Below are 21,877 nucleotides of genomic sequence, written 5' to 3'. Positions count from 1 at the left end.
GCCCAAAAGCAAAATCCCAAAACGCAGGAAAACGAGGTCCAGCACCCCACTTTCCTGCAAAATCGAATACTACATCAAGACCAATTCTGCTTACTTCTCAGACCGACCCGTATTCTTCACGGACGACTAACGAGTGAGCAGCTAAGAGAAGCGTCAGGTTGCGTCAGCCGCGTCCGTTTCGAGGCGCGCTCATAGACTACTCAATCGCGCAGATTTGTCTCGATTATCTTGAGTTCCATTTCTTGCATAGGTATCGCGACCATAACGCCGTTACGGTGCCGCGAGTGCACGTCGAACAGCAGCGCGTCGTGTTGCCAATGGTGCTGCACATGGACGTCGAGAGTGCCGGAGGCGATGGCCGTCGTCACGGAGTAGCGTCCGGATGCGAGGTTAGGGAGAACGAACACGAAGCGGGCCGCGACCTGCTGTCCTTGCCGAAAAACCAATCCTTGGTCGGCATAGCTCAAAAATGTGTTGTCCCCGAACAATGGTTGGCCGAGGCGATCTTTGACATGAAAGCCGACGATGGGACTTTCCATATCCGCGGCGATCTTGATCCGAATGGTTATCGCGATTGCCTCGCCGCCCTCGATCCAGGACAGTGGCGTGCCGTCCGGAGCCGTCATCGTTGTTTCGACAATTTCGGCAAGCCCGCTGCCGAAAGAGCTGCTCTCCTCGCGGACGTCAAAGATAGGCGGCTCCGCCTGTGGTGCAGGCGGCCGAGGCCTCCTGGCCGCCTCGCCTTCCTTAGCAGGAGGCATTGCCAAGGACCCTGCCCCCTTGTCGGAGGTTTGGTTCTGACTGGCCGCGACTTTACGAGGGCGGGGGCGCGCCAATCGAACAACATTTTCCGGCAAACCCATCGCCTGGGCCTGGATCGCCGCGGCATATGCCTCACAGACATCCTTGGCGGTGCCCTCCATTTGCAGTCGTCCTTTGTCGAGCCAGAGGGCGCGCTGGCAGAGACTCATCACGGCGCCGGTGTCGTGACCGCAAAACAGAACCGTGCCGGTCTCTCGGAATTGCCGCAGCCAGCGCAGGCATTTTTGCTGGAAATAGGCGTCACCGACGGCCAGCGCCTCATCGATGATAAGAATATCGGCGTCGACATGGGCGATCACGGCGAACGCCAACCGCATCGCCATGCCACTGGAATATGTCTTGACCGGCTGGTCCACGAAGCCGCCGATATCTGCGAAAGCGACGATGTCGTCCATTCGTGCCCTAGTCTCCTCCTGGGACAGTCCGAGCACCGAGGCGTTCAGAATCACGTTCTCGCGGCCCGTATATTCCGGATTGAAACCCGACCCTAGTTCCAAAAGCGCCGCGACCCTTCCTTTGACCTGAACGTCGCCGGCCGTCGGAGTCAAGGTGCCACATACTAATTGCAACAGCGTCGACTTGCCCGATCCGTTGCGGCCGATCACGCCTACAGTCTCACCGCGGGCTACTTTGAAGTCGAGCTCCTGCAATGCCCAGTGACGACTGAAATAGGTCTTCTCGCCGAGTTCAGCGCCGAAGCAGCGCGCCACCGGGCGGACATACCGTTGCAGACGTGGCACTACGCCCTGCAGCAGACGATCGGTGGGCTGGGAATAGATTAGATACGCCTTTGAGAGGCCTTTGGCCGCAATGGCCAGGTCAGAGGACATCGGCGAATCCGTTTCTTAACCTCTGAAAAATCCAAAATCCGCATGCAAGCGCTGCCAGCGCCGCCAGACTGTAAATCGTAAGTCCGACGAAATCCGGCCACCGGCCGAAAATCGTGACGTCGCGCGCTTGTTGCACCACGAAGGTGAGCGGATTGAGTAGGATGACGCCTCTGAACGATTCTGGAATCGCCTCGATCGGAAAGAAGATCGGCGTCAGGAACAACGTCACGGTGATGAGCAAGGAGACAAGTTGCGAAAGGTCGCGTAGATAGACGCCCGCGGCTGCAAAGAAGAACACCAAGCCGATCACAAACAGCAGATAAGGAGCGATCACAAGCGGCAGCATCAGAACAGTGAAGTAGATCTTTCCATTCAGCAGAAGGTTGCCGATGAGGACGATGGCGATGCCGATGCCTGCGTTCACGAGCGCCGTAAGGACGGTAACGACTGGCAATATCTCGAGCGGGAACACCACCTTTGTGACGTAGCTTGCGTTTCCAAGCACAAGAGCAGGAGCGCGCGCCACTGCCTCGGCGAATATCGTATGGACCACCATTCCGGTCAGACAGATGACGGCGAAGTCGAACGGTCCGTCAGACATGCCTGGCCAGCGCGCCTGGAACACCTTGCTGAAAACGAAGGTATACACCGCCGCCGTGAACAGCGGCATCAGCACCGCCCAGGTGCCGCCGAGCATGCTGCCGCGAAACCGCTGTGTGAACTCCCGCGCCGCGAGACGAAAGATAAGGACGCGGTGACGTCCCAGTGCTTTGACGAGTTCGGCGAGCGAGGCTGGATGGTGCTGCATTGTTGAGGTTCAACTTTTCCGGGAGAGTTCGTCCTGGGCGAAATCCAGGTTCAAAAGACCGTTTTCCACGCGGTGGACATCGAGCAATTCCGTGCTTTCGGAGGTGTCGTCCGATCGGTTGGCGTGATCGAAGGGCCGGCCTTCGCGTGCGTCACAAAAGAAGCGATCACGTACCCGCGGGAGGCCATGACTTTTCCGTAGCGATTGGCACACAGGATCGTGTCCGTGTCGAGTGCGAGTGAGGTTGCTTTGACAGCCATCGGCTTTTCCATGAACGCATTGCTCATGCCCATGGCATCTTGTCGGTCGAAAACACGACGACGCGCTGAACGATAGGTGGGGCCTCCGAGCATCCTGGAAATTCCAGTCACGTGAACCTTCTGCATGGAAATCCCCAACTGGCGCGCAGCTGCCCCAACTTCGATCTGATGTCTACTCAAGGCATACGTCCCGCTTTTGATACCCAAGAAACTGGCGCACGCCGGCTTCCATGCGTTCGAGGGTAAAGTCCGCCATGAAGGATTCCTGAGCAGAAAGGGCGAGATGCGCATAGAGCTGGGCATCCTCGACCAAATGCATCAAGCCATCATATACGGCGTCGGGGTCCATGGACTGGCAAATGAACCCGGCGCCCGTCGATTTCAGGTATTGCGCAGGACCTGCATAGTCCGGCCCGTGGAAAAGGATTGGTCTGCCCGCGGCGAGGTAGGTTGGGATTTTGGATGGGAAACTGAGTTTGGCGACGTCGGCCATCGAAGTCGCATAGGGGTACGGGCAGTAGAGAATGTCGCACGAATCCGACAATAGCTCCACGGATTTCGCCTGCGATTGCCAACCAAGAAAATCAAGATGATCGTCTGGTATGGCTATCGGGCGCTGATGCCCGAATACGCGAACGGTTACTCGACGGCCGGCCACTTGCCAACGAGCGAGTTCGAGCGCCCTCACGAGCGCAAGCCATTCTTCATTGGCATAAAATTGGCCGGCCATTCCGATCACCAGTTCGCCGGTGGTTCGCAATGCCAGCTCTGGCCGTCGCGCGATAGACCGATCGAGCGAGGCAATGATGGCCTGGCTCGGTGTCCCATAGAGCTCTTCGTATTGCCCGGCCATGGCCCACGAGGCGGCAGCACAGGCGGTCGCTGCTCGCATCGTTCGGTCGAAGGCGGCGAGATCCCATCTGCGGTTGAAACGATCGACACCGTGAGCCCGGAGCCACCAATCCAGCGGATCCCAAATCTGGGCGCGGAGCGGAACGCCGAGTCCGTCTGCAACCCCAGCGGCCATTCGGACCATGGTTTGGCCCTGAAGGATGACCCAGAGGGATGAGACGTTCTGTTCTTTGCCGTAGGCGACAGCCTGCCGCACCAGCGGCGAAATCCTGGTCCGGCGGCGGAACGTCTCGATTGCGGTCGCGCCAACCGATCCAACCGAAATCCCCCGAATGCTGCGACAGCTGAGTTCGTTAGGTTTGACCACAAAGCGTATCGGGAGATCAGCCAGGTCCGGATAAGGCTCCGGGCTCAGATGGCGGTTTTGCACGCAAAAAATCGCCAATTCTCCGGCGGGGACGAACCGGCACATTTGCGCTGTGACAATCCCGGCCGTGAGGTTGCTGGAGGGCGGTATGTCGGTGAGCAGTAGCGTCTTCATTGTGACGCAGCCTCGCTGGGACTGTTCAAGGCATGCTTGTCGGCCACGGACCGGTACAGTCCGGCCAGCCGCCAGGCAAATAGTCGATCGCCGTACAAATCTTCGGCGGTGGTCCGCCCCGCCGATCCTCGCGCACGTCTTTCCGCTTCATCGGCGGCAAGGCGGCGTATGGCCGCGGCGAGGCCATCGATATCCCCCATCGGGACCGATATACCGACATCAGGAGCCCGGGCGACTTCGGGCAGGGAGGTGCCGTCAAATACGATTACCGCTTTCCCGCACGCCATCGCCTCAATCGCCATCATGCCGAACGCTTCCGCGGTCGACGGCATGACGAAAAAATCGGCAGCCTTGAAGGTGTCGAGAATCAACGCCTCGTCGTTTGTCCATCCCAAATCGATGATCTGATGCGTTCCGATGAATTCGTTGAGCTTTTCCTTGGCGTGGGTCGCTACGATACAGAGCGGGACATTGATTTCTCCCAGACGGCGAAGGGCTTGTAGGAAGAAGTCAAAGCCTTTGTATGGACTGTCGGGGAAAGCCCTCACGCCTATCACCAACCGGTTTGGCAGCACCCCGAGGCGCGCTCGCGCGGCGGCGCCATCGCCTGGACAGAATTTCTGCAGGTCGATGCCGAAGGGAATGCAATGCAGCCGGATGCCCCGACCGATCGGCGATGATTGCACCATCCGCCGCATATGCTCGGATGCAACCACAACATCGATGTCGCTCTTGTGGATCAGCCGCTGTTTCCACTCAAAATCCTGGGCCGTGCGATCGCGGCGCATCTCGAACACGAGGTCCAGCCTCGGACATTCCCCACAGCCGATTCTCCACCTTTCGCAGCCCAGCGGATAGATGCAGTGCCCCGTCATCGGCCAGGGATCGTGCCAAGTCCAGATACTCGGCTTGAGCCGGCTGAGCCAGGGCAGCGCATCAAGTCCGAAATAGCCATCGTGAATGATGTGATAGTGAACCACGTCTGCTTCGCGAAACGCACGATGCAGCGGCAGCGTGAACGATTGAAGTTGGAGGCGCGAGTGAATGGAATACGCCCGCTCGATTCTTCCTAACATTTTCGTCAGGTCGCGACTGCGAGGAATTCTAAAAAACTTGCTCGAGGCGTTGCTGTCGCTCAGCTTGTTCCAGACTAGATGATGCGTTTCGATCCCGTCCGCCGCGAGTAAGTGGCGAACGTCGAAGCCGTTAAAACGACTTCCGATCAGGTCGGATGAATTAAGCTGAAGTACCTTCATGCTTTGAACACCAACACGCAGTTCGCAATCATTGGGCAAATGCCCGTCGGTAGAACTCATCCATCTTCGGACGTAGCACTTCGACCGCCAGTCTCGATTTTATGATTTCGAAATTCTCGATAGCAGCAGCGTCAACCAGATTGTCGTCGGTCAAGGCGGTTGCGAAGCGCTCGCATATCTTCTCAAAATCGTCCGGCGGGATGGCAAAGCCGGTCTTTTCGTGAACAAACCATTCCTCACAGCACGAGGTATTGGTCTGGATCGGAAACGCTCCCATCACCATTGCTTCCAGCACCGACGTCGAAATAGCGTCAGAGATGCTGATCCCGAGATATATCCGCGCCTGGCCGAAATGTCGCAGGATGTCGTCATGCGTGGCCCAATCGATCACCTTGATATTGAGGATTCCCGCCTCGGCAAGTTCTAGCGCGCGGACGCGTGGTTTTGCACTGACCGAGAACAGAACGATCGTGTGATCCTTCAGCTGCTCGGCAAAGCGCTCGAGCACCGCAAGCGACACCATCGCGCGCCCGGCAAAATGATCATAACCCTTGACCATGATCAGCTTGCGCCTCGAGGGGGGCTCTGGATCACGGAGCGACAGGACATGGTTGATGTCCATGCCGCCGGAATTCGGCAGAACCGGCAGGTCCGGTCCGCGATATCCGAATTCCCGTCCAAGTGCGAGGTCGCGATGGCATTCGCAGGAGTAGAGATCGATAGCTTCGCACACCCGCCGGATCTGCCGCGCATGGTCGGGTTGCCGGCCGAATAAAAAGATATCGCTGCCCCAGTTAGTCGCGAGCCAGCGAGGAAACGGACCTTTGATACGATCGCGCGCAGCGAGCACGAGATAGGCCGAATGTTGAAACTCCATCGAGTGGATCAAATCCGGCTTGAGCTTGCTGATGAGAGAGGCAAGCACGTCAGGACCATGAATGCGCAGTGTGGTTTGATTACTCTCGTCATCGCGTCCGAGGCGAACGGTTTCCGTGACATCGGCAATGGCGCCGATAGTCTGAAAAGTCGACAAGTGTCGAATTTTCACGCCCGAACTTGTGGTGTCAAAGGGCGGCGGCTCAACGTCGATAACTTCCGCTGTCGGACTCATCAACATTGCTTGCTTGATGCGGTTCAAGGCATATGCTGGGTCGGATCGCAGGAGACGCAGGAAGTTGAGGACGCGAGAACGGATACCTTTCCGGCGGGCTTCCTTCACGGCCTCTTTTGGCGGTTCGTCCAGGACCGGAACGTGAAGCGTCAAATCCCGCAGCTTGTGATGTGGAGTGCTCGGCTCGAGCGGAAAAATATGGAGGTCATAACCCAGATCCGTCGCGATATCGATCCATCGCGCGGTGTGCGGGCTATTGTGCATCGCTACAAAGAGTATCTTGCGGCGCACGGTCATTCAGCGATCCAACGACGAGATGACTGAACAAAACGCATCTCGCGCCCGCTCCACGTGGAATTCCTCGGCAAGGAGTGCTGCGTTCTCGGTGAGACCGTGCCTAAGTTTGCGATCGTTGGAAATCGTGGTCAACGCCGCGACCAGCCGATCTGGATCGGAGGTGTCGACAATCAGGGCGGCGTTAGCCTTCCGCAGGAGCTCGGTCGCAAAGGACCCGGTAGGCGCATGAACCAGGATAGGAGTGCCGGCGGCGAGATACTCTCCGAGTTTGGCGGGCGAAGATGATAGGATCGCCTCGGGAATCGCGGAGTCGAATGACAGCGGTAGAAAAAGGACGTCCGCATTTCGTTGCAACGACAGCGCGGTCGACTGGGAAGTATGTGCATGATGGTGCACATAGGGGCCGTCAAGGCCGCTTGCGGCCAGCGCAGTAATGGGCTGAGAGGTGTAGACGTGGAGTTCGAAGCGGCCCGCCAACCGGTTAAGCGCCGCGTTCAGATTGCGAAAGGCGCTCGCCTGCGCCGAATACACTGATCCCGTGTACAGTAAACGGCAGGGCCGTCCGGCGTGTCGTTCCGGCTCATCCTGCGGTATGCCGGTGGGCTCATTGGAGAAGGCCGCAGGGTCTACGGGATTTCTCACAATATAGATCTTCGCCGCCGGAAGACGCGCGCGCACGTCGTTCGCCAGGACTTCGTTCGGGGCGATTATGGCGCCGGCGCCGCGGCCCCATATCGGCTCCCAAAAACGCGCTAGCCACCGGTAGATGCCTGGCTCCCACTGAAAGATGGGGTCATCGAACAGATAGGCGACGAAGGGCACCTTGAGCCGCCGCGACGCAAAGTAAGCTGCGGGAAGGTCGAACGGACTGGCCGTGCAGCCCACGATCGCATCGACCGGCTCGTCCCGCAGGATCGACGTAATTTCCTTCGTTCTCGACATCGCGCTGCGCAGCAACCCACCATAATTGTTTAATTTCCGCAACGCTACGGGTGCGCGAGATATCAATTGATGGCGGGGAGCACCAAGCGAATGATAGCTGCCGAAGCGGTGGCCATCGGCCTCGAGCGCTTGAAGTTGATCCGTGAGGTAGACCGGAGGAGCAACTCTTGCAGGTACCATGAGATGCTCCAGAACTCTCGCTTGTCCACTCGCAGACGGAGGCGCAGCCGTGGTGACCACGGCGAGTTTCGGCAATCGTGATGGACGTTTTCCGGCCACCGGCAGGCTTTCCTTGGGAACGTTGCGGTTCATGCCTCACCGCCGAGATTGGCCGGAGATTCGGCAGACGAATCCTTTGGCACCTGCCACCAAATTGCCGCGCCGTCGACTTCGTGCATAGGTGCTACAATTCCATAACGAGCTCGGAAGTCATCCACGGCCTGGGCGCAGGCCTTGAGGATGTAATCGTCGACAATCACGAATCCGCCTGGAGACACTTTCCCGTAGAGTGCGCTGAGGGTATTGATCGTGCTTTCGTACATGTCGCCATCGAGCCGCAGAACGGCCAATTTTTCGATGGGGGCGGTTGGCAAGGTGTCCTTGAACCATCCCTCCAAGAACACGACTTGTTCGTCCAGCAACGCGTACCGACGAAAATTGGCCTCGACTTCTGCGCGCGAGACGGCGAGCTGCGCGAACGTGTGGTGCTGGTCGCCGGCGTCCGCGGGGTAGGCGGCTTCGTCAGGAGCAGGTAGGCCGCGAAAGCTATCTGCGACAAATACCCGGCGGCTTGTGTCTCCGGCCGCTGCCAGAATGCCCCTCATGTAGATGCACGCGCCCCCACGCCAAACCCCAGTCTCGATAAGATCGCCTGGCACGCTTTCTTGGAGCGCACGCTGCGTTAGGACCCGCAAGTTTCGCATTCGCGCCGTGCCGATCATCGTCTCGGCCCGCGACGGCCAGTCTCGTCCAACCGCCCGGCGCGCGGGGTCGAAGACATCTTTCGCCCAGGGGGCCTGTGAGACATCCGGGTGCAGCGTGCCCGTCAGCGAGGCTTCCAAAAGGTCGAGAAAACGATCCGCCGCCGCCATGCCGGCTCCAGCAACCGATCCGTTTAGCCGGTTGCGAAGGCTCCGGAAATGCTCATCTTGTCCACTGCGAAGGGCAACAAGGTTTGCGGTTAATAGCGGCATTTGGCTGGTAAATACCGCCTGAGCTTCCGCGAAACGGCCCAGGAGAAGATTGCCGAGCGTAGGGAGATGTTCGTGGATATGCGCGCTGAGCTCCGCGACATGTTCCTGGAGTCGAGCGACATCTGCTAAGCTACGAGCGAGACTATCGGCTCGGTCGTTTGAGGCGGCAAGCTGACCCTTGGCGCTTTCCAATTCCCGTGAACTTTGGGACTCACGTGCGGACGAAGCTGCCAGTTCACTCCGGATGCTTTCCAATTCCTGCGAGGCTTGGGCTTCACGGGCGGACGATGCTGCCAGTTCGCTCCGGACGCTTTCCAATTCCCGCAAGGCTTGGGCTTCACGGCCGGATGATGCTGCCAGTTCGCTCCGGATGCTTTCCAATTCCCGCAAGGCTTGGGCTTCACGGCCGGTCGAGGCCGCAACTTGGTCTTGGAGCACACCGATCTGTGCATACAGCTCTTTAAATACCCACAACTTTCGGGCAGCTCGACCGAGCATTGAGTGGTTCTGTTTTGGCTGCGTCATAGCCTCCGCGATTCCTCAACAAATCAAAACAATCGCGCTAGCGTCTAGCAAGCGCAGCCTGCCAGCGGCCAATATCATACTAGAGAGCATCGTCGGGACCTGACAACGTTATCCTCCGCCTGAAGCTTTGTGCCAGACGGTTCTGTTGACGTAGTCGACATAGCTCAACACGATGCGAAGCACCTGCTTTGAGACCGGCCCGGTTTCGTAGTCCGGCACTGTCTTGAATGTCCGGGAGCTTGTTTGGTGATGATTGATGACGACCTGCACCGCCTCCAAGACGCGCCGGCTCTTCAGCCCGCTCATGACGAGCGTCCCCACGTCCATGCCTTCGGGTCTCTCGTGTGCATTGCGAATTGTTATCGCTGGAAGGTTGAGGAGCGATGCCTCCTCAGTGATGGTACCACTGTCGGAGAGTACACACAGTGCACCCATTTGAAGACGAATGTAATCGATAAACCCGAACGGTTTCGCGAACACGATCCGATCATCCATTTCCATCTGCCCGAGCGCATCGAGCCGCTTGCGGGTCCGAGGATGCGTGGAAACCAGGACGGGGTATCCATAGGTAGTCGACAAATCCCGTAACGTGCCCAGGATGTCGCGCAAATGTTCGACGCTATCGACGTTTTCTTCGCGGTGAATGCTCACGAGGAAGAATTTTCGCTCGTCCAGGCCAAGTCGCGTCAGAACATCGGACGCCTCGATCTTCGGCATGTAAAACTGAAGCACCTCCTGCATGTGGGAGCCGGTCTTCATAATAGTCTCCGGCCGGATCCCCTCTGCGAGCAGGTAGCGACGCGCGTGCTCCGTGAGCACGAGATTTACGTCGCTAAGATGATCCAGCACCTTCCGGTTCAACTCCTCCGGCACCCGCTGGTCGAAGCATCTGTTCCCGGCTTCCATATGGAAGACGGGAATCTGCTTCCGTTTCGCGGCAATGACAGCCAGACAGGTATTCGTGTCGCCGTATAGCAACAGAGCATCCGGTTTTTCCGTGTTCAGGACGTCGTCGGTTTTCGCGATGACATCCGCTATCGCCCTGGCAGGCGTTTCGTTGTTCACTCCCAGAAAGTGATTGGGCTTGCGGATTCCAAGTTCATCGAAGAAGATCTGGTTCAGCTCGAAATCATAGTTCTGTCCCGAATGGACCAGAACATGATCAAGCTGAGCGTCGAATTCCGCAATGACGCGGCTCATCTTGATGAGCTCTGGCCGCGTTCCGACCAATGTCATCACCTTCATTTGCTGAGCCGCTCCTTTTTTCACAACACGGACAGAGCAGGCCGATCGGACGATCGTCCAAGTTCGGCCCGGACAAAATCGAGAGATAACAGGCGCTCCTTAAGGCCTTCAACGGTGAGGCGATGAGTGTTGTGAGATGTGTAGTCGTCCACTGTCGAGAGCTCCACTTCACCCTCCACAAAGAACTTATCGTAATTCAGGTCGCGGTTGTCTGCAGGGATCTGAAAGTACCGGTCTGAATGACTGGCCCTCATTATTTCTTCGCGGCCAATGAGCGTCTCGAACAGCTTTTCTCCGTGCCGAGTGCCAATGATATTAACCGCATTGCTCGCTCCAAACAGCTCTTTCAGTGCAATCGCCAGATCACCCATGGTGGCGGCTGGAGCCTTCTGTACGAAAATATCGCCTGGCCTGCTGTGCTGGTACGCATGAACGACGAGCTCGACCGACTCTTCCAGCGACATCAGGAACCGAGTCATATTGGGGTCTGTCACGGTGAGGGGGAGGCCGTTCTTGATCTGCTGCATGAACAATGGAATGACGGAGCCGCGGGAGCCCATCACATTGCCGTATCGGGTAATACACATGATCGTGTCCCCGGCCACCCTCGATTTCGCCAGCACAACCTTCTCTGCCATGGCCTTCGACAGACCCATGGCGTTGATGGGGTAGACCGCCTTATCTGTGCTTAGGAAGACAACGCGCTCCACGCCCGTCTCTATCGCCGCCTGCAGCACGTTCTCCGTGCCAATCACGTTGGTGCGCAAGGCTTCTATCGGGTAGAATTCACAGGAGGGCACCTGCTTCAGCGCTGCGGCATGGAAGATATAGTCGGCGCCCTTCATCGCATCACGAACGTTTCCGTAGTCTCGAACGTCGCCCAGGAAGAACTTAAGCTTGGGGTTCCTAAGCTCCGTACGCATATCTTCTTGCTTCTTTTCGTCGCGGCTGAAGATGCGAATCTCTCCGATCTCCGTGTGGAGAAAGCGACGCAAGACGGCGTTCCCAAACGAGCCCGTACCGCCAGTGATCATCAATGTCTTGTTGTCAAACATTATTCATCTCTCGACGCAAATCAGCTTCATACAATCGCCGGATCAGTTCCGGCCAATCAGCCGCGCGATAGCCTGTCTCTCTCTGAAACTTCTCAGAGTTGAGAGAACGATCAATCTTCGTCTGATCGTCCTTCAGTATTTCAATTCGCTTTCCGTACTGACGCGCGAGAAGGTGCAGCAGATCGAATTTGCAGATCGGCGCTGCAGAGACGTGATAGAGCCCCGCGAGATCTTTGTTCGGCAGGACGACATCGCGAATAACTGCAGCGAGTTCCGCTGTCGGCAGCCCGGAAAAAATGGCTTTTGCGTAACCCTTGACGGCGTCTTGCTGGGAAAGAAACCACTCGACGAGCGAATGAGCGCTGTAGAGTTCCCGGCCGATAATCGACGTGCGCAACGTCACAGCATGGTCGTAGTCAACGAGCTCTCCCAAGAGTTTTGATCGGCCATATAGGTCTTGAGCGTCGGTGACGTCACCTTCCGTGTAATTTCCCTTCCATCCGGAGAAGACGCAGTCGGTGCTAATGTGAATCAGCCGGGCGCCAATCAAGGAGCAGATGCGGGCAAGCCGGTGTGGAAAAATCGCATTGATCGGTAGAGTGACCAGCGGGTCGGCCGCTGACGCAAGCTGCTTCACAAGGCCGATACAGTTGATAACCGCGGCAGGACGCTCCCGATCCAGAAGCGAGACAAGCGCGTCCTCGTCAAGGACATCCAAATGCAGCAGGCGCGCCGATGCTACCGACGAGAAGAAGCCCAGAGCCACTTTGTCCCTTATGGTTCCAACCGCCTCGAAATCGGCGGATGCAAGAAAGGAGCGGAATACAGCGGCGCCTAACATTCCGCTGGCGCCCAGGATAAGGACTTTAGTCTTAGGCATGGCAACTCATTTCTCTTTGCAAAATTCCCAGTAGCCGGCTCAGCACCTGATCCGCATCAAAGTGTTTTTCGTAATACGCGCGGCCGGCTCGACCCATTTCCAGCCGTTCGATTGCAGGCATTTTCGTCAGAGCGAGTATGCTTTGCGCGAGGCCAGCCCCATCTCCGGCTTGAACAGTGAGGCCGACTCCCGCGCTTACGATCAGATCCGCAGCCGCGCCGTTAATAGCGCCGACGATCGGCCTGCCCGCTTTCATGTAGGCCTGTATTTTGCTTGGAATGGTTGCGTTGAGAGCTGGATGATCGCCGAGAGTCACGAGGAGGCAGTCCGCATGCCTGAACAATTCCGGCATCATGCGGCGATCCAGCATGCCGATCATTTGGACGTTCGTTAGCTTAGCAGCAGTGACTGACTCTCTAAGCGTCTCGGCATGGCTGCCCGTTCCGGCGACCACGATCAGGATCTCAGGGTGAAACCGAAGAATGCGCGCCGCGTGGACGATCGTGGACAGCGACTGGGCTCTGCCAAGATTGCCTGCAAACACCACCGAAAACCGGCGCGGAAACAAGCCCGCGATAGCAAGCGGCAATGGAAGCACTTCGTCACTCGGGGGAGCAAAATTCGGGAGGACGAATATCTTCTTCTTTGGAATCATCTTGGCGATCGGCCCCACGAACTGGTTTGACTGGACCAGAACGGTGTCTGCGGCGCGATAAATGAATCTGACTAGAACATGAAGAATGGCTACGACGAAGCGGCTATCTACAAAGCCGGTCGACGTCACGACCTGCGGCCACAAGTCCTGTACCCAGAGCGCAAGGTGGCAACGTTTGATCCAGCGCAGAAGAATAGCTGGAAGCGCCGCCGTTATCGGCATCGCGAGCACGAGGATAACGTCGAACTCCTGCCTTTTGAGCAGCCGCGGGAACCACAGGAGACCTGACCAAGCGAAGGACAGGTAGTTCAGGGCAAGATTGAGCGCCGTAGCCTGGTGTCGCGGCCGGCTCGGGATTCTGAATACTTGTGCGCCGGCAAACGTTTCGCATTGAACCTTATCGCGCGTATAGCCAGGTGCGAGTTCGCCGGTCGGATAGTTCGGCTTGCCGGTCGCGACCGTCACTGAGTGTCCGGCCTTGGTCAGCCATCGAACCAGGTCGTTCACAACAAATGACTCCGGCCAAAAATACTGAGTCACAATCAAAATACGCATTAGACCAAGCTCACCCATTCAGGCTTGGACGCTGTTTGATCGCAGAGCCATTCGAAAGTTTTAAGATATTGGCCGGCAATATCAGGCCATGAAAACTGCACCGCGTAGTGCCGCGCCGCATCGGCTGTCGCTTTCAGCTGAAATGGAGGAAGAGACACTGCTTCTCGCAAGGCTTGTCGCAACTGACCGACGTCATTTTTGACAATCCAACCCAGGTTCTTTTCCGCAAGGTGTGCCCAAGGCGTTGCGCTGGTGGTGATGACCGGGAGGCCTGCTGATAGTGCCTCGGCAACCGTGATCCCGAAGCTCTCGGTGTAAGACGGCAGCACATAGATAGAGGAGGCGTGAAGCTTTTCCCATTTCTCCCGCTCGTATAGTGGACCGAGAAGCTTCACGTCGCGACGGAGACCGAGTTGTCGGATTCGCGCCTCCAAGTAGGCGCGATAGCCTGGGTCGCCAAACCCATGGATATGCAGTTCATAGCCACGGCGATCCTCAAGGCCGCGCCACGCTTCCAGCAGGTCAGGAATTCCTTTCGTGGGACAGAGACGCGCAAGAAAAAGAATGACCTTTTTCCTCTCCGCGTTTACGTTCTCCGACGATATGACAGGCATTTTCGGGCCATCGACTCCATTAGGAATAATGGCAATGGGTGAGGTGAGTCCGGATCTCCGAAGATGGTCATGCTCTCGCTCTGAATTTGCAATCAGCAAATGGGCGCGCTGAACTATTCTACGCTGGTACAGAGTCCACGCCATAAGCTTCTTTAAGCGCTTGCGATCCAGTGCACGAGGCGACAGCGCACCATGTGGACTGATGACTAGCAAGGCTTGACTACGCCTTGCTTGTAGCTGCGCCCAGCATTCAAAAGGGGTCCATAATCCGTGAATATGGATCACACCGCAAAGCAATTGCTTTGGGATCACGCCAATGGGGCCAACGGTTCGGCCCGCCACGTAGACATGTTCGACATCTTGTTCCGGCGCCAGTCCGCAGACCAAGCGAGCGTCAACTCGCTGCGCCAGCAACGCATGATGCAAAGACAACGCAACAGCAGCCATGCCGCCGCCACTTTGGCTCGCATCTCGCACCACACCAGTAATGGCGCCCACCCCCGCCATTCTCATTCCACTACCTTACGCAATATTTCACTTCAGCATCTGCTCTCACGAGAGCCCCTCCCGTGAGCGAACTCCAATAAATAGAACAACACCCTTAACTACGACGGACGCCCTCAAAACACTCGACCACTGCGCCCAGCGTTGCGCATGCACAAAGCCCGGCCCCATAACGAATACTGGAATTACGGGCACGACTCCGACAAAGACCGTACGGAACGTACTAACAATCGTGTTACGCACCCGAGCGTGCCGCCCCGACAACAGATCGGTACGCTTCGAACAAACGCCATTCTCCCGCTCCAGCCTTGCGGCTCGGCAGGCTCGGCCAGAGTAGCCTTGTACTTGCGCTCGGGTTGCGCGTTTTCCGGGGTTAAGACGCAGCAATTCTGCGTAAAGCGCGGGAATGCGCCGATACTCGATCGGGCAGTGACCGCAAGCCGCGTCATTGCCCGCGATGTGGTTGGTGATCCTAGTCAGCATCAAGGATGCATTCGGCACCGTTGGATGCGACACAGGGTTGACCGCAACTTAGCGTCCTAATATTGGGTGCCCCACTACATTGGTGGTGGGAGCTTGACGTGGGGGTATGGGTTCGGCGAGCCGCGGCTCAACCTCGGATCTCATTTATCGACTGCGCCTTTGGAACGCACATCCTGAAGCACGGTCACGCGGCATATGCGGCGCAATCATTGGTCGGGAACGTTTCGCTATGCTTGAGACACGGGCATCTCGCGCGCCTGTATCAGCTCCTCCACTTACCCGATTTCGCGTCTGACAAATTCCATCGCGATCGTTCAGCGGCTGACGATGCAGAAACTGAACCGCGTGAAGTCAAGCTACTCTCGTATCGTTCGAGAGCGCCGATGACTGCCTGGAATCTCCGTACCTACCAGACGCGCGAGAGAGCGTTGCGTCCGTCTCGTGCCGTGACGTTTGGATCGATATGTGACCCGCTTTGAACAATATTTCCTGAGGTTGACAAGCGGACCGCATTAGCAGGAGCGCGCGAGCTCTTTCGGTGTTTATGAAATGCCAAAGACGGCTCTGGCCAGCGGCGGTTACTTGACAGATTGCGTCGGCTAATTGCCGGAATTTGATATGGGCGGGACGTGATAAGCGAACAATATCCCATTCGGTACTTGTCGGGCCTCCACCAACGAAGCTATTTTTGCTCGCGTGGCGTGGCCAAGCGGGGCGGAAGTCGGTCGAAGGATTGGCCAGCGAACGCGCTATGTTGACCTTGAGGAAAGAGCAAGTGTCGAGAATGACTGACCTGCCAATGCGTACGGACGGCGCCACGGCCGAGCGGCTGAAGGCCTTGGAAGAGGAGAAGGCAGAGCTGAAGAAGCTTCTGGCTGAGAGACTGCTCGAAGCAGCCGCCCTTCGCGAGCATCGTTCAAGGGAATGATCGGGCACGCGCGCTGCGTCGCGCGTCCGCAGACCGTCATCTCTCCGCCCCGTAAAGAGATCTCTTGAAGTGGCCAAATCGAAAGCGAAAGCAGCGGCTGTGGATGATGTCACGCTCGCGTACTGGCTGATCGGAGCTGGAGCAGTCCTAGTCCTGATTGGGCTATTGGGCGTAGTGGCCTTGCGCAGGCTCGACGCGAAGGCGGGGAGAACGCGAGAGTTGGCAGGCACGACTCCTGGTACAGCACGCTTGCCAGAAGTCCTTGATCACTAGCGCGCTAGCGGAGTGTCCCCTCCCCAGTTGTCGATAGGGCTGAGGCGTTATGACATGGCAAATGAGCCCGCTAAGCTGATCGACGACTTCTGCAGACCGGACTTGGCAGCAAACGTTCGTGCGTGGGAGGACCGCAGAACGCGGACTGCTCGACGGCATCTTCCTGGCCGACGTGTTCGGGGTGTACGACGTATATGGCGGCACTGGCGATGCCGCCACCTTGCACGCTGTTCAACTGCCCAACGCCGACCCGACGCTGCTCGTGTCCGCCATGGCGCTCGTCACCAACCATCTCGGCTTCGGCATCACCTCGAATCTCACCTTCGAGCATCCCTATCAGCTCGCGCGCACATTTTCGACGCTCGACCATCTGACCCGGGGCAGGATCGGCTGGAACCTCGTCACCCGCTATCTCGATAGCGGCGCGCGCGGCATGGGTCTTCCGGCCGGGCGCGCCCACGACGACCGCTATGACGCGGCCGAGGACTTTCTCACCGCGGCCTACAAGCTATGGGAGGGAAGCTGGGAGGACGATGCGGTTCGGCGCGACCGCGGCAGCCGCATCTTCACGGACCCCACAAAGCTCCACCGGGTTCTTCATGAAGGCCCCTACTTCAAGGTCGACGGCATCCATCTCGCCGAGCCTTCGCCGCAGCGGACGCCGCTATTGTATCAGGCCGGCACCTCCAAGCGCGGCCGCGCCTTCGCGGCTCAGCACGCGGGAAGCGATCTTTCTCAACGGCCAGACCAAGCCGATGCTTGCGCGTGCCGTTCGCGAGATACGCGAAGCCGCCAAGGCCTACGGCCGCGATCCCTACGACATCCGCCTGTTTGCCGGCGCGACCGTGATCGCGGCGCCGACACGGGACGAGGCGAACGACCTGCTCGCGGACTACGCACGCCATGTCGACCAGACCGGCCAGCTCGCCCTGCTGTCGGGCTGGACCGGCATCGACTTCTCGACCTATCGGCCCGACCAGCCGATCGAATATGTTGAGAGCAACGCCATCCAGTCGATGGTCGAGAATTTCACGGTCCGGAGCGACCGGCCGGTCAAGGTCGGCGACCTCGCCAGATTGAGCCGCGCCGGCGCGAGGTCACCCTTCGTGGTCGGCTCGCCGCAGGACGTCGCCGACGAGCTGATCTCCTGGGCTGACGAGACCGACGTCGACGGTTTCAACCTGTTCCGCCTGGTCGCGCCGGAATCGCTGAACGCCTTCGTCGATCTCGTGGTGCCGGAGCTGCAATCGCGCGGCGTCTACAAGACCGCCTATCGCGACGGCACACTGCGCGAAAAGCTGTTCCCGGGACGCGGTCCGCGGCTGCACACGACGCATCCCGGCGTGGGTTTTCGGCACTCAGTCGACGCGCTGCGATCGGATCGCCGCCGAATAGTGGGCGGGCCGATTTTAGACAACAAGCTGCATCGCGTGGAAAATTCCTTTCTCAGATTGTGTCCGGTCAGAGACGCTTCCTTCTCCAACTGCACCGCATTCGGAAATTGCAACAGGGCCAAGCTTGCCTGCACATTGCGGCCTGCAGTTTTTCAAACGCGTCGCCTAAGCGGCTTAGCTTCAGGATCATTGTTCATGTCTGGTTTCAACTCCCGCCTGCGGACCCTCGCCGCGGCCGCGCTCGGCATCTTCGCCATGGCGTCCGTTCAGCCCGCGATGTCCGAAGAGATCCGCATCGGCTATCAGAAATCCTCGACGCTGACGGCGATCCTGAAGACGAACGGCGAGTTGGAGAAGGCGCTCGCGCCGCTCGGCGTCACCATCTCCTGGCACGAATTCACCAGCGGCCTGCCGCTACTGGAAGCCATCAACATCGGCAGCATCGATTTCGGCGCTGATGTCGCCGACACGGTGCCGATCTTCGCGCAGGCCGCCGGCGCCAAGCTCGCTTATATCGCCGAGGAAGCCGCCTCGCCGGCGGCGCAGGCGATCATCGTGCCGCAGTCGTCGGCCATCAAAACAATAGCTGATTTGAAGGGCAAGAAGGTCGCGGTGACCAAGGGCGCCGGCAGCCACTATTTGCTGCTTGCGGCGCTGGCAAAATCGGGGCTGAATTTCAAGGATATCACGCCTGCCTATTTGACACCGGCCGATGGACGCGCGGCTTTCGTCAGCAACAATGTCGACGCCTGGGTTGCCTGGGATCCGTTCCTGACCAGCGCCCTGCATCAGACCAAGGGCCGGATCCTGTCCGATGGCAGCAACGGCCTTGCGAGCTACAAGCGCTACTATCTCGCTTCCGCCGCCTATGCCGACAAGCATGCCGAAGTGCTGAATGTGATCTTCACCAAGCTTGCCGCAACCGGAAAATGGGTAAAGTCCCAGCCGAAGGACGCGGCCACGTTGCTGGCCGGGCTCTGGGGTATCGACGCGGCGATTGTCGAGGAGGCCAATAGCCACCGTTCCTATCAGGTCGGCGCGGTCACCGGACCAGGCCTGTCGGAGCAGCAGCGAATTGCCGATGCGTTCCACGCCGAGGGCCTGATCCCGGTGAAGCTCGACACCACGACCATCAAGATCTGGACCCCGAGGGGGTCCTGATCTCCGGCAATTTGCGCTTCGGCCGCCGACCTTTGGAATCTTTATGTCTCCGCGCCAGCTGCACCTGAACGTCAACCTCCTCCACTCCGGCGTCTATCCATCGGCCTGGCGATTACCGGCCAGCGATCCGCGGGCTTTCTTTGATCTCGGTCATTACGTCCGGGTGGCGCAGATTGCCGAGCGCGGCAAGCTCGACGCGATTTTTCTGGCGGATTCGCCGGCCGTGAATGATCGCATCGACTACCGGTCGTTCACGTCGCTGGAGCCGACCATCATTCTGGCAACGGTCGCGGCCGCCACAACGCATGTCGGCCTGATCGGGACGGTGTCGACGACCTATAATGAGCCCTACAACATTGCGCGCCGCTTCGTGTCGCTCGACCATGCCAGTGGCGGCCGTTCGGGCTGGAACGCGGTCACCACCGCAGATGCTGCTTCGAGCCGCAACTTCGGCCTCACCGGTGCCTTGGAGCACAAGGCCCGCGACGAGCGCGCCAAGGAATTCACGGAGGTCGTCCACGCGCTGTTCGACAGTTGGGAGGACGACGCCTTCGTCGGCGACACGGCGAGCGCGCGATTTATCGATACGTCGAAGGTGCACACGATCGCGCATCGCGGCCCCCATTATACGGTGGCCGGACCGCTGAACGTTCCACGCTCACCGCAAGGGCGGCCTGTTACCGTGCAGGCCGGCGGCTCCAATGATGGGCGCGATTTCGCCGCCGCCTATGCGGAAGCCGTGTTCACACTGGCGCAGTCGATCGAGGAAGGCGTTGCCTACGCGCGCGACCTGCGCACGCGCGCCGCAGCTTACGGTCGTTCCGGCGATTCCATCGTCACCCGGCCCGGGCTTGCCACGGTCATCGGCAGCACCGAGGCCGAGGCGAAGCGGCGGCAGGACGAGCTCTGGGAGCTGGTGCCGATCGAATTCAGCCTGGCGCGTCTCGCCGGCACGCTTCAGATCGACCCCGCCCTGCTCGAGCTCGACAAACCGCTGCCCGATCCGTTGCCGCTTCCGGCGAACGCCAACCACACCATATTCCAGGGCACCGTGAACATCGCCCGCCGCGGCAACCTCACCGTCCGCCAGCTGATCCGCGCGCTCGGAGGCGGCGTGGGTCATCGCATCATCGTGGGTACGCCGGAGCAGATCGCAGACGATATCGAAGCCTGGTTCAAGGCCGGCGCTGCGGACGGCTTCAACCTGATGCCGGACGTTCTGCTCACGGGACTGGAGACCTTCGTCGATAACGTGGCGCCGATCCTGCAGACGCGCGGACTGTTCCGGACCGAGTACACGGGCACGACGTTGCGCGACCATTTCGGACTGCCACGACCAGCGAGCCGCTATGCGAAGCGACCGCCGGCAGTCGCCTCGGCCTGATCGTCGCGACCGCCTATCCTATGGGATGGGCTAGCTTCGCAGCAGGCCTGGCCGATCGTCTGGCTCGGACACGGGGGATTATCTCCTCTGCAAAACGCCGCATCTCGGCCTCGAACGGCTGGAATTGCAGCATGAAGAGTTCGATACCGGCGGCATGGAACGCCTCGATGCGCGCCGCCACCTCATCGTAACTGCCGACCAGCCCCGCGGCCGTTCCGCCGTTGCTGCCGACCCGCGGCGTCTTCTGCATGGTCTGCATCATCACGACCTTCGGGTCGGTGTTCTGCTTCTGGATTGCCTTCATCGGCGCGTCCTTGGCCGCTAGGCTGAGCAAGCGCTCATAGGCGACCTGCGCCTGCTCCCGGGTCTCGCGTGCGACGACAAAGGCGGACAATCCGAAGCGCAATGGCGGCGCTGAACCGCGCGGCCGCGCGGCGACGTCGGCGATCAGGCCGGCGACATCATCGAGCGGCTGGCCGTTGATGAACCAGACATCGCCATGAGCGGCGACCAGATCGCGCGCGGGCTCGGACTCCCCGCCGACATAGATGGCCGGACGCTTGCGGTAGAGGCTGGTCGGCCGCAGCGCATAGTCCGTGACGTTGAAGTGATCGCCGCTGAAATTCAGGCGCTCGCCCTCCATCAGGCGGGACACGACGGAGATCCATTCCTTACCGTAAGCATAGCGCGCATCGTGATCGGGAAAGCCGATCCCCGCCTTCTCCAGCTCCGGACGATTCCAGGCATTGACCAGATTGATGGCAAACCGGCCGCGGCTGATGTTCTCGATGCCGAGCGCGAGCTTGGCGAGCACCACGGGGTGATAGAGATATGGCTTGATGGCGGCAATGATCTCGATGCGCTTGGTCAGCGCCGCGATCGCCGCAGCAGCACTCCAGGCTTCGAGCTGATCGAGATCTTCCTGATGCGGATTGATCGTGTGCTGCGCGATCAGCGTCGAATCATACCCGAGCTCCTCGGCTGCAAGGATCAGATCCCGATTGCGCTCCCAGGAGGCATCGTAGGGCTCTTCCGGGTCCTGATGCGCGGCACGCGGCCCATGCACCAGCGCCCAGATGCCGAAGCGAAGAGGTGCAGCCGTCATCATGCTCTCCCGTAACTCTCTCGACTTTGAGCGTTCTCGCTAATCGCCGCCGCAAGTTCAAGCAGACCTGCATCAAAAGATTTTCTTTGTCGCGCATCCGCGCGGCGACGACAGCAGATCACTCCGGAGCCGACGACAATTGAAATACCGCTCTATTTCTGCCAGCCCGATTTCGTGGGACATTTTGTGGAGACGGCAGGTGAT

The 21,877-nt window shown here is 59.0% G+C and carries 17 protein-coding genes and 2 pseudogenes; 5 read left to right on the top strand and 14 right to left on the bottom strand.

Features of this window, described 5'->3' with window-relative positions:
* Positions 1–200: 200 nt before the first annotated feature.
* From I6F16_RS36440 to I6F16_RS36380, 13 genes are all read right to left on the bottom strand, one after another.
* Positions 201–1,652, bottom strand: coding sequence for an ABC transporter ATP-binding protein (locus I6F16_RS36440; protein WP_225174647.1), 1,452 nt, complete (start codon positions 1,650–1,652; stop codon positions 201–203).
* On the bottom strand, positions 1,642–2,460 hold the full coding sequence (locus I6F16_RS36435) for an ABC transporter permease (RefSeq protein ID WP_225174646.1): 819 nt from the start codon (positions 2,458–2,460) through the stop codon (positions 1,642–1,644). Before I6F16_RS36435 ends, I6F16_RS36440 begins: the two co-directional genes overlap by 11 nt.
* A gap of 50 nt (positions 2,461–2,510) precedes the next feature.
* Positions 2,511–2,846: a polysaccharide biosynthesis protein gene (locus tag I6F16_RS36430; protein ID WP_225174645.1), complete on the bottom strand. Its 336-nt coding sequence runs from the start codon at positions 2,844–2,846 to the stop codon at positions 2,511–2,513.
* A 46-nt stretch (positions 2,847–2,892) separates the two neighbouring features.
* The gene (locus tag I6F16_RS36425; RefSeq protein WP_225174644.1) at positions 2,893–4,113 is read right to left on the bottom strand and encodes a hypothetical protein; all 1,221 of its coding nucleotides are present in this window, start codon (positions 4,111–4,113) and stop codon (positions 2,893–2,895) included.
* Complete coding sequence (locus I6F16_RS36420; RefSeq protein WP_225174643.1) at positions 4,110–5,429, bottom strand: glycosyltransferase; 1,320 nt, start codon at positions 5,427–5,429, stop codon at positions 4,110–4,112. The genes I6F16_RS36425 and I6F16_RS36420 overlap by 4 nt, the downstream gene beginning before the upstream one ends.
* Positions 5,398–6,777, bottom strand: a complete 1,380-nt coding sequence (locus tag I6F16_RS36415) for a glycosyltransferase (RefSeq protein WP_225174642.1) — start codon at positions 6,775–6,777, stop codon at positions 5,398–5,400. Before I6F16_RS36415 ends, I6F16_RS36420 begins: the two co-directional genes overlap by 32 nt.
* Positions 6,778–8,031: a glycosyltransferase gene (locus tag I6F16_RS36410; protein ID WP_225174641.1), complete on the bottom strand. Its 1,254-nt coding sequence runs from the start codon at positions 8,029–8,031 to the stop codon at positions 6,778–6,780. It abuts the gene before it with no gap.
* Positions 8,028–9,437, bottom strand: a complete 1,410-nt coding sequence (locus I6F16_RS36405; RefSeq protein WP_225174640.1) for a TylF/MycF family methyltransferase — start codon at positions 9,435–9,437, stop codon at positions 8,028–8,030. Before I6F16_RS36405 ends, I6F16_RS36410 begins: the two co-directional genes overlap by 4 nt.
* Before the next feature lie 108 nt (positions 9,438–9,545).
* On the bottom strand, positions 9,546–10,682 hold the full coding sequence (wecB, locus tag I6F16_RS36400; RefSeq protein ID WP_225174639.1) for a UDP-N-acetylglucosamine 2-epimerase (non-hydrolyzing): 1,137 nt from the start codon (positions 10,680–10,682) through the stop codon (positions 9,546–9,548).
* A gap of 20 nt (positions 10,683–10,702) precedes the next feature.
* A complete protein-coding gene (locus tag I6F16_RS36395) occupies positions 10,703–11,737 on the bottom strand; it encodes a polysaccharide biosynthesis protein (RefSeq protein WP_225174638.1) in 1,035 nt (344 codons plus the stop codon).
* Positions 11,730–12,617 carry an SDR family oxidoreductase gene (locus tag I6F16_RS36390; protein ID WP_225174637.1) on the bottom strand — a complete coding sequence of 296 codons (888 nt, stop codon included), beginning with the start codon at positions 12,615–12,617 and terminating at the stop codon, positions 11,730–11,732. The genes I6F16_RS36395 and I6F16_RS36390 overlap by 8 nt, the downstream gene beginning before the upstream one ends.
* Positions 12,610–13,827 (bottom strand): glycosyltransferase family 4 protein, encoded by a 1,218-nt coding sequence (locus tag I6F16_RS36385; protein ID WP_225174636.1) that lies wholly within the window; start codon positions 13,825–13,827, stop codon positions 12,610–12,612. Before I6F16_RS36385 ends, I6F16_RS36390 begins: the two co-directional genes overlap by 8 nt.
* Positions 13,827–14,939 (bottom strand): glycosyltransferase, encoded by a 1,113-nt coding sequence (locus tag I6F16_RS36380; RefSeq protein WP_225174635.1) that lies wholly within the window; start codon positions 14,937–14,939, stop codon positions 13,827–13,829. Before I6F16_RS36380 ends, I6F16_RS36385 begins: the two co-directional genes overlap by 1 nt.
* 1,273 nt (positions 14,940–16,212) lie before the next feature.
* On the opposite strand from I6F16_RS36380, the gene I6F16_RS36375 reads away from it, so the two are divergent.
* From I6F16_RS36375 to I6F16_RS36360, 5 genes and pseudogenes are all read left to right on the top strand, one after another.
* Entirely contained in the window at positions 16,213–16,356 is a 144-nt protein-coding gene (locus I6F16_RS36375; protein WP_225174652.1) for a hypothetical protein, read from the top strand.
* A gap of 391 nt (positions 16,357–16,747) precedes the next feature.
* Positions 16,748–17,341 (top strand): annotated as a pseudogene (locus tag I6F16_RS38345) (NtaA/DmoA family FMN-dependent monooxygenase); the annotation flags it as partial.
* Positions 17,229–17,723: pseudogene (locus I6F16_RS38340) on the top strand (LLM class flavin-dependent oxidoreductase); the annotation flags it as partial. The pseudogenes I6F16_RS38345 and I6F16_RS38340, both read left to right, overlap by 113 nt.
* Before the next feature lie 495 nt (positions 17,724–18,218).
* The gene (locus I6F16_RS36365) at positions 18,219–19,184 is read left to right on the top strand and encodes an aliphatic sulfonate ABC transporter substrate-binding protein (RefSeq protein WP_225174651.1); all 966 of its coding nucleotides are present in this window, start codon (positions 18,219–18,221) and stop codon (positions 19,182–19,184) included.
* 43 nt (positions 19,185–19,227) lie between these two features.
* Complete coding sequence (locus tag I6F16_RS36360) at positions 19,228–20,568, top strand: LLM class flavin-dependent oxidoreductase (protein ID WP_225174634.1); 1,341 nt, start codon at positions 19,228–19,230, stop codon at positions 20,566–20,568.
* A 13-nt stretch (positions 20,569–20,581) separates the two neighbouring features.
* On the opposite strand, the gene I6F16_RS36355 is transcribed toward I6F16_RS36360, so the two are convergent.
* A complete protein-coding gene (locus I6F16_RS36355) occupies positions 20,582–21,673 on the bottom strand; it encodes an LLM class flavin-dependent oxidoreductase (RefSeq protein ID WP_225174633.1) in 1,092 nt (363 codons plus the stop codon).
* Positions 21,674–21,877 lie beyond the last annotated feature (204 nt).

The sequence above is a fragment of the Bradyrhizobium sp. IC4060 genome (assembly GCF_020193715.1).
Lineage (GTDB): Bacteria > Pseudomonadota > Alphaproteobacteria > Rhizobiales > Xanthobacteraceae > Bradyrhizobium > Bradyrhizobium yuanmingense.
The sequence above is the reverse complement of the archived record's forward strand: the minus strand, read 5'-3'. Positions and strand labels throughout refer to the sequence as shown.

Bases quoted from the DNA above. Each gene is read 5' to 3' on its own strand.
- I6F16_RS36440 (WP_225174647.1), bottom strand. From the start codon at position 1,652: ATGTCCTCTGACCTGGCCATTGCGGCCAAAGGCCTCTCAAAGGCGTAT.
- I6F16_RS36435 (WP_225174646.1), bottom strand. From the start codon at position 2,460: ATGCAGCACCATCCAGCCTCGCTCGCCGAACTCGTCAAAGCACTGGGA.
- I6F16_RS36430 (WP_225174645.1), bottom strand. From the start codon at position 2,846: ATGCAGAAGGTTCACGTGACTGGAATTTCCAGGATGCTCGGAGGCCCC.
- I6F16_RS36425 (WP_225174644.1), bottom strand. From the start codon at position 4,113: ATGAAGACGCTACTGCTCACCGACATACCGCCCTCCAGCAACCTCACG.
- I6F16_RS36420 (WP_225174643.1), bottom strand. From the start codon at position 5,429: ATGAGTTCTACCGACGGGCATTTGCCCAATGATTGCGAACTGCGTGTT.
- I6F16_RS36415 (WP_225174642.1), bottom strand. From the start codon at position 6,777: ATGACCGTGCGCCGCAAGATACTCTTTGTAGCGATGCACAATAGCCCG.
- I6F16_RS36410 (WP_225174641.1), bottom strand. From the start codon at position 8,031: ATGAACCGCAACGTTCCCAAGGAAAGCCTGCCGGTGGCCGGAAAACGT.
- I6F16_RS36405 (WP_225174640.1), bottom strand. From the start codon at position 9,437: ATGACGCAGCCAAAACAGAACCACTCAATGCTCGGTCGAGCTGCCCGA.
- wecB (WP_225174639.1), bottom strand. From the start codon at position 10,682: ATGAAGGTGATGACATTGGTCGGAACGCGGCCAGAGCTCATCAAGATG.
- I6F16_RS36395 (WP_225174638.1), bottom strand. From the start codon at position 11,737: ATGTTTGACAACAAGACATTGATGATCACTGGCGGTACGGGCTCGTTT.
- I6F16_RS36390 (WP_225174637.1), bottom strand. From the start codon at position 12,617: ATGCCTAAGACTAAAGTCCTTATCCTGGGCGCCAGCGGAATGTTAGGC.
- I6F16_RS36385 (WP_225174636.1), bottom strand. From the start codon at position 13,827: ATGCGTATTTTGATTGTGACTCAGTATTTTTGGCCGGAGTCATTTGTT.
- I6F16_RS36375 (WP_225174652.1), top strand. From the start codon at position 16,213: ATGACTGACCTGCCAATGCGTACGGACGGCGCCACGGCCGAGCGGCTG.
- I6F16_RS36365 (WP_225174651.1), top strand. From the start codon at position 18,219: ATGTCTGGTTTCAACTCCCGCCTGCGGACCCTCGCCGCGGCCGCGCTC.
- I6F16_RS36360 (WP_225174634.1), top strand. From the start codon at position 19,228: ATGTCTCCGCGCCAGCTGCACCTGAACGTCAACCTCCTCCACTCCGGC.
- I6F16_RS36355 (WP_225174633.1), bottom strand. From the start codon at position 21,673: ATGACGGCTGCACCTCTTCGCTTCGGCATCTGGGCGCTGGTGCATGGG.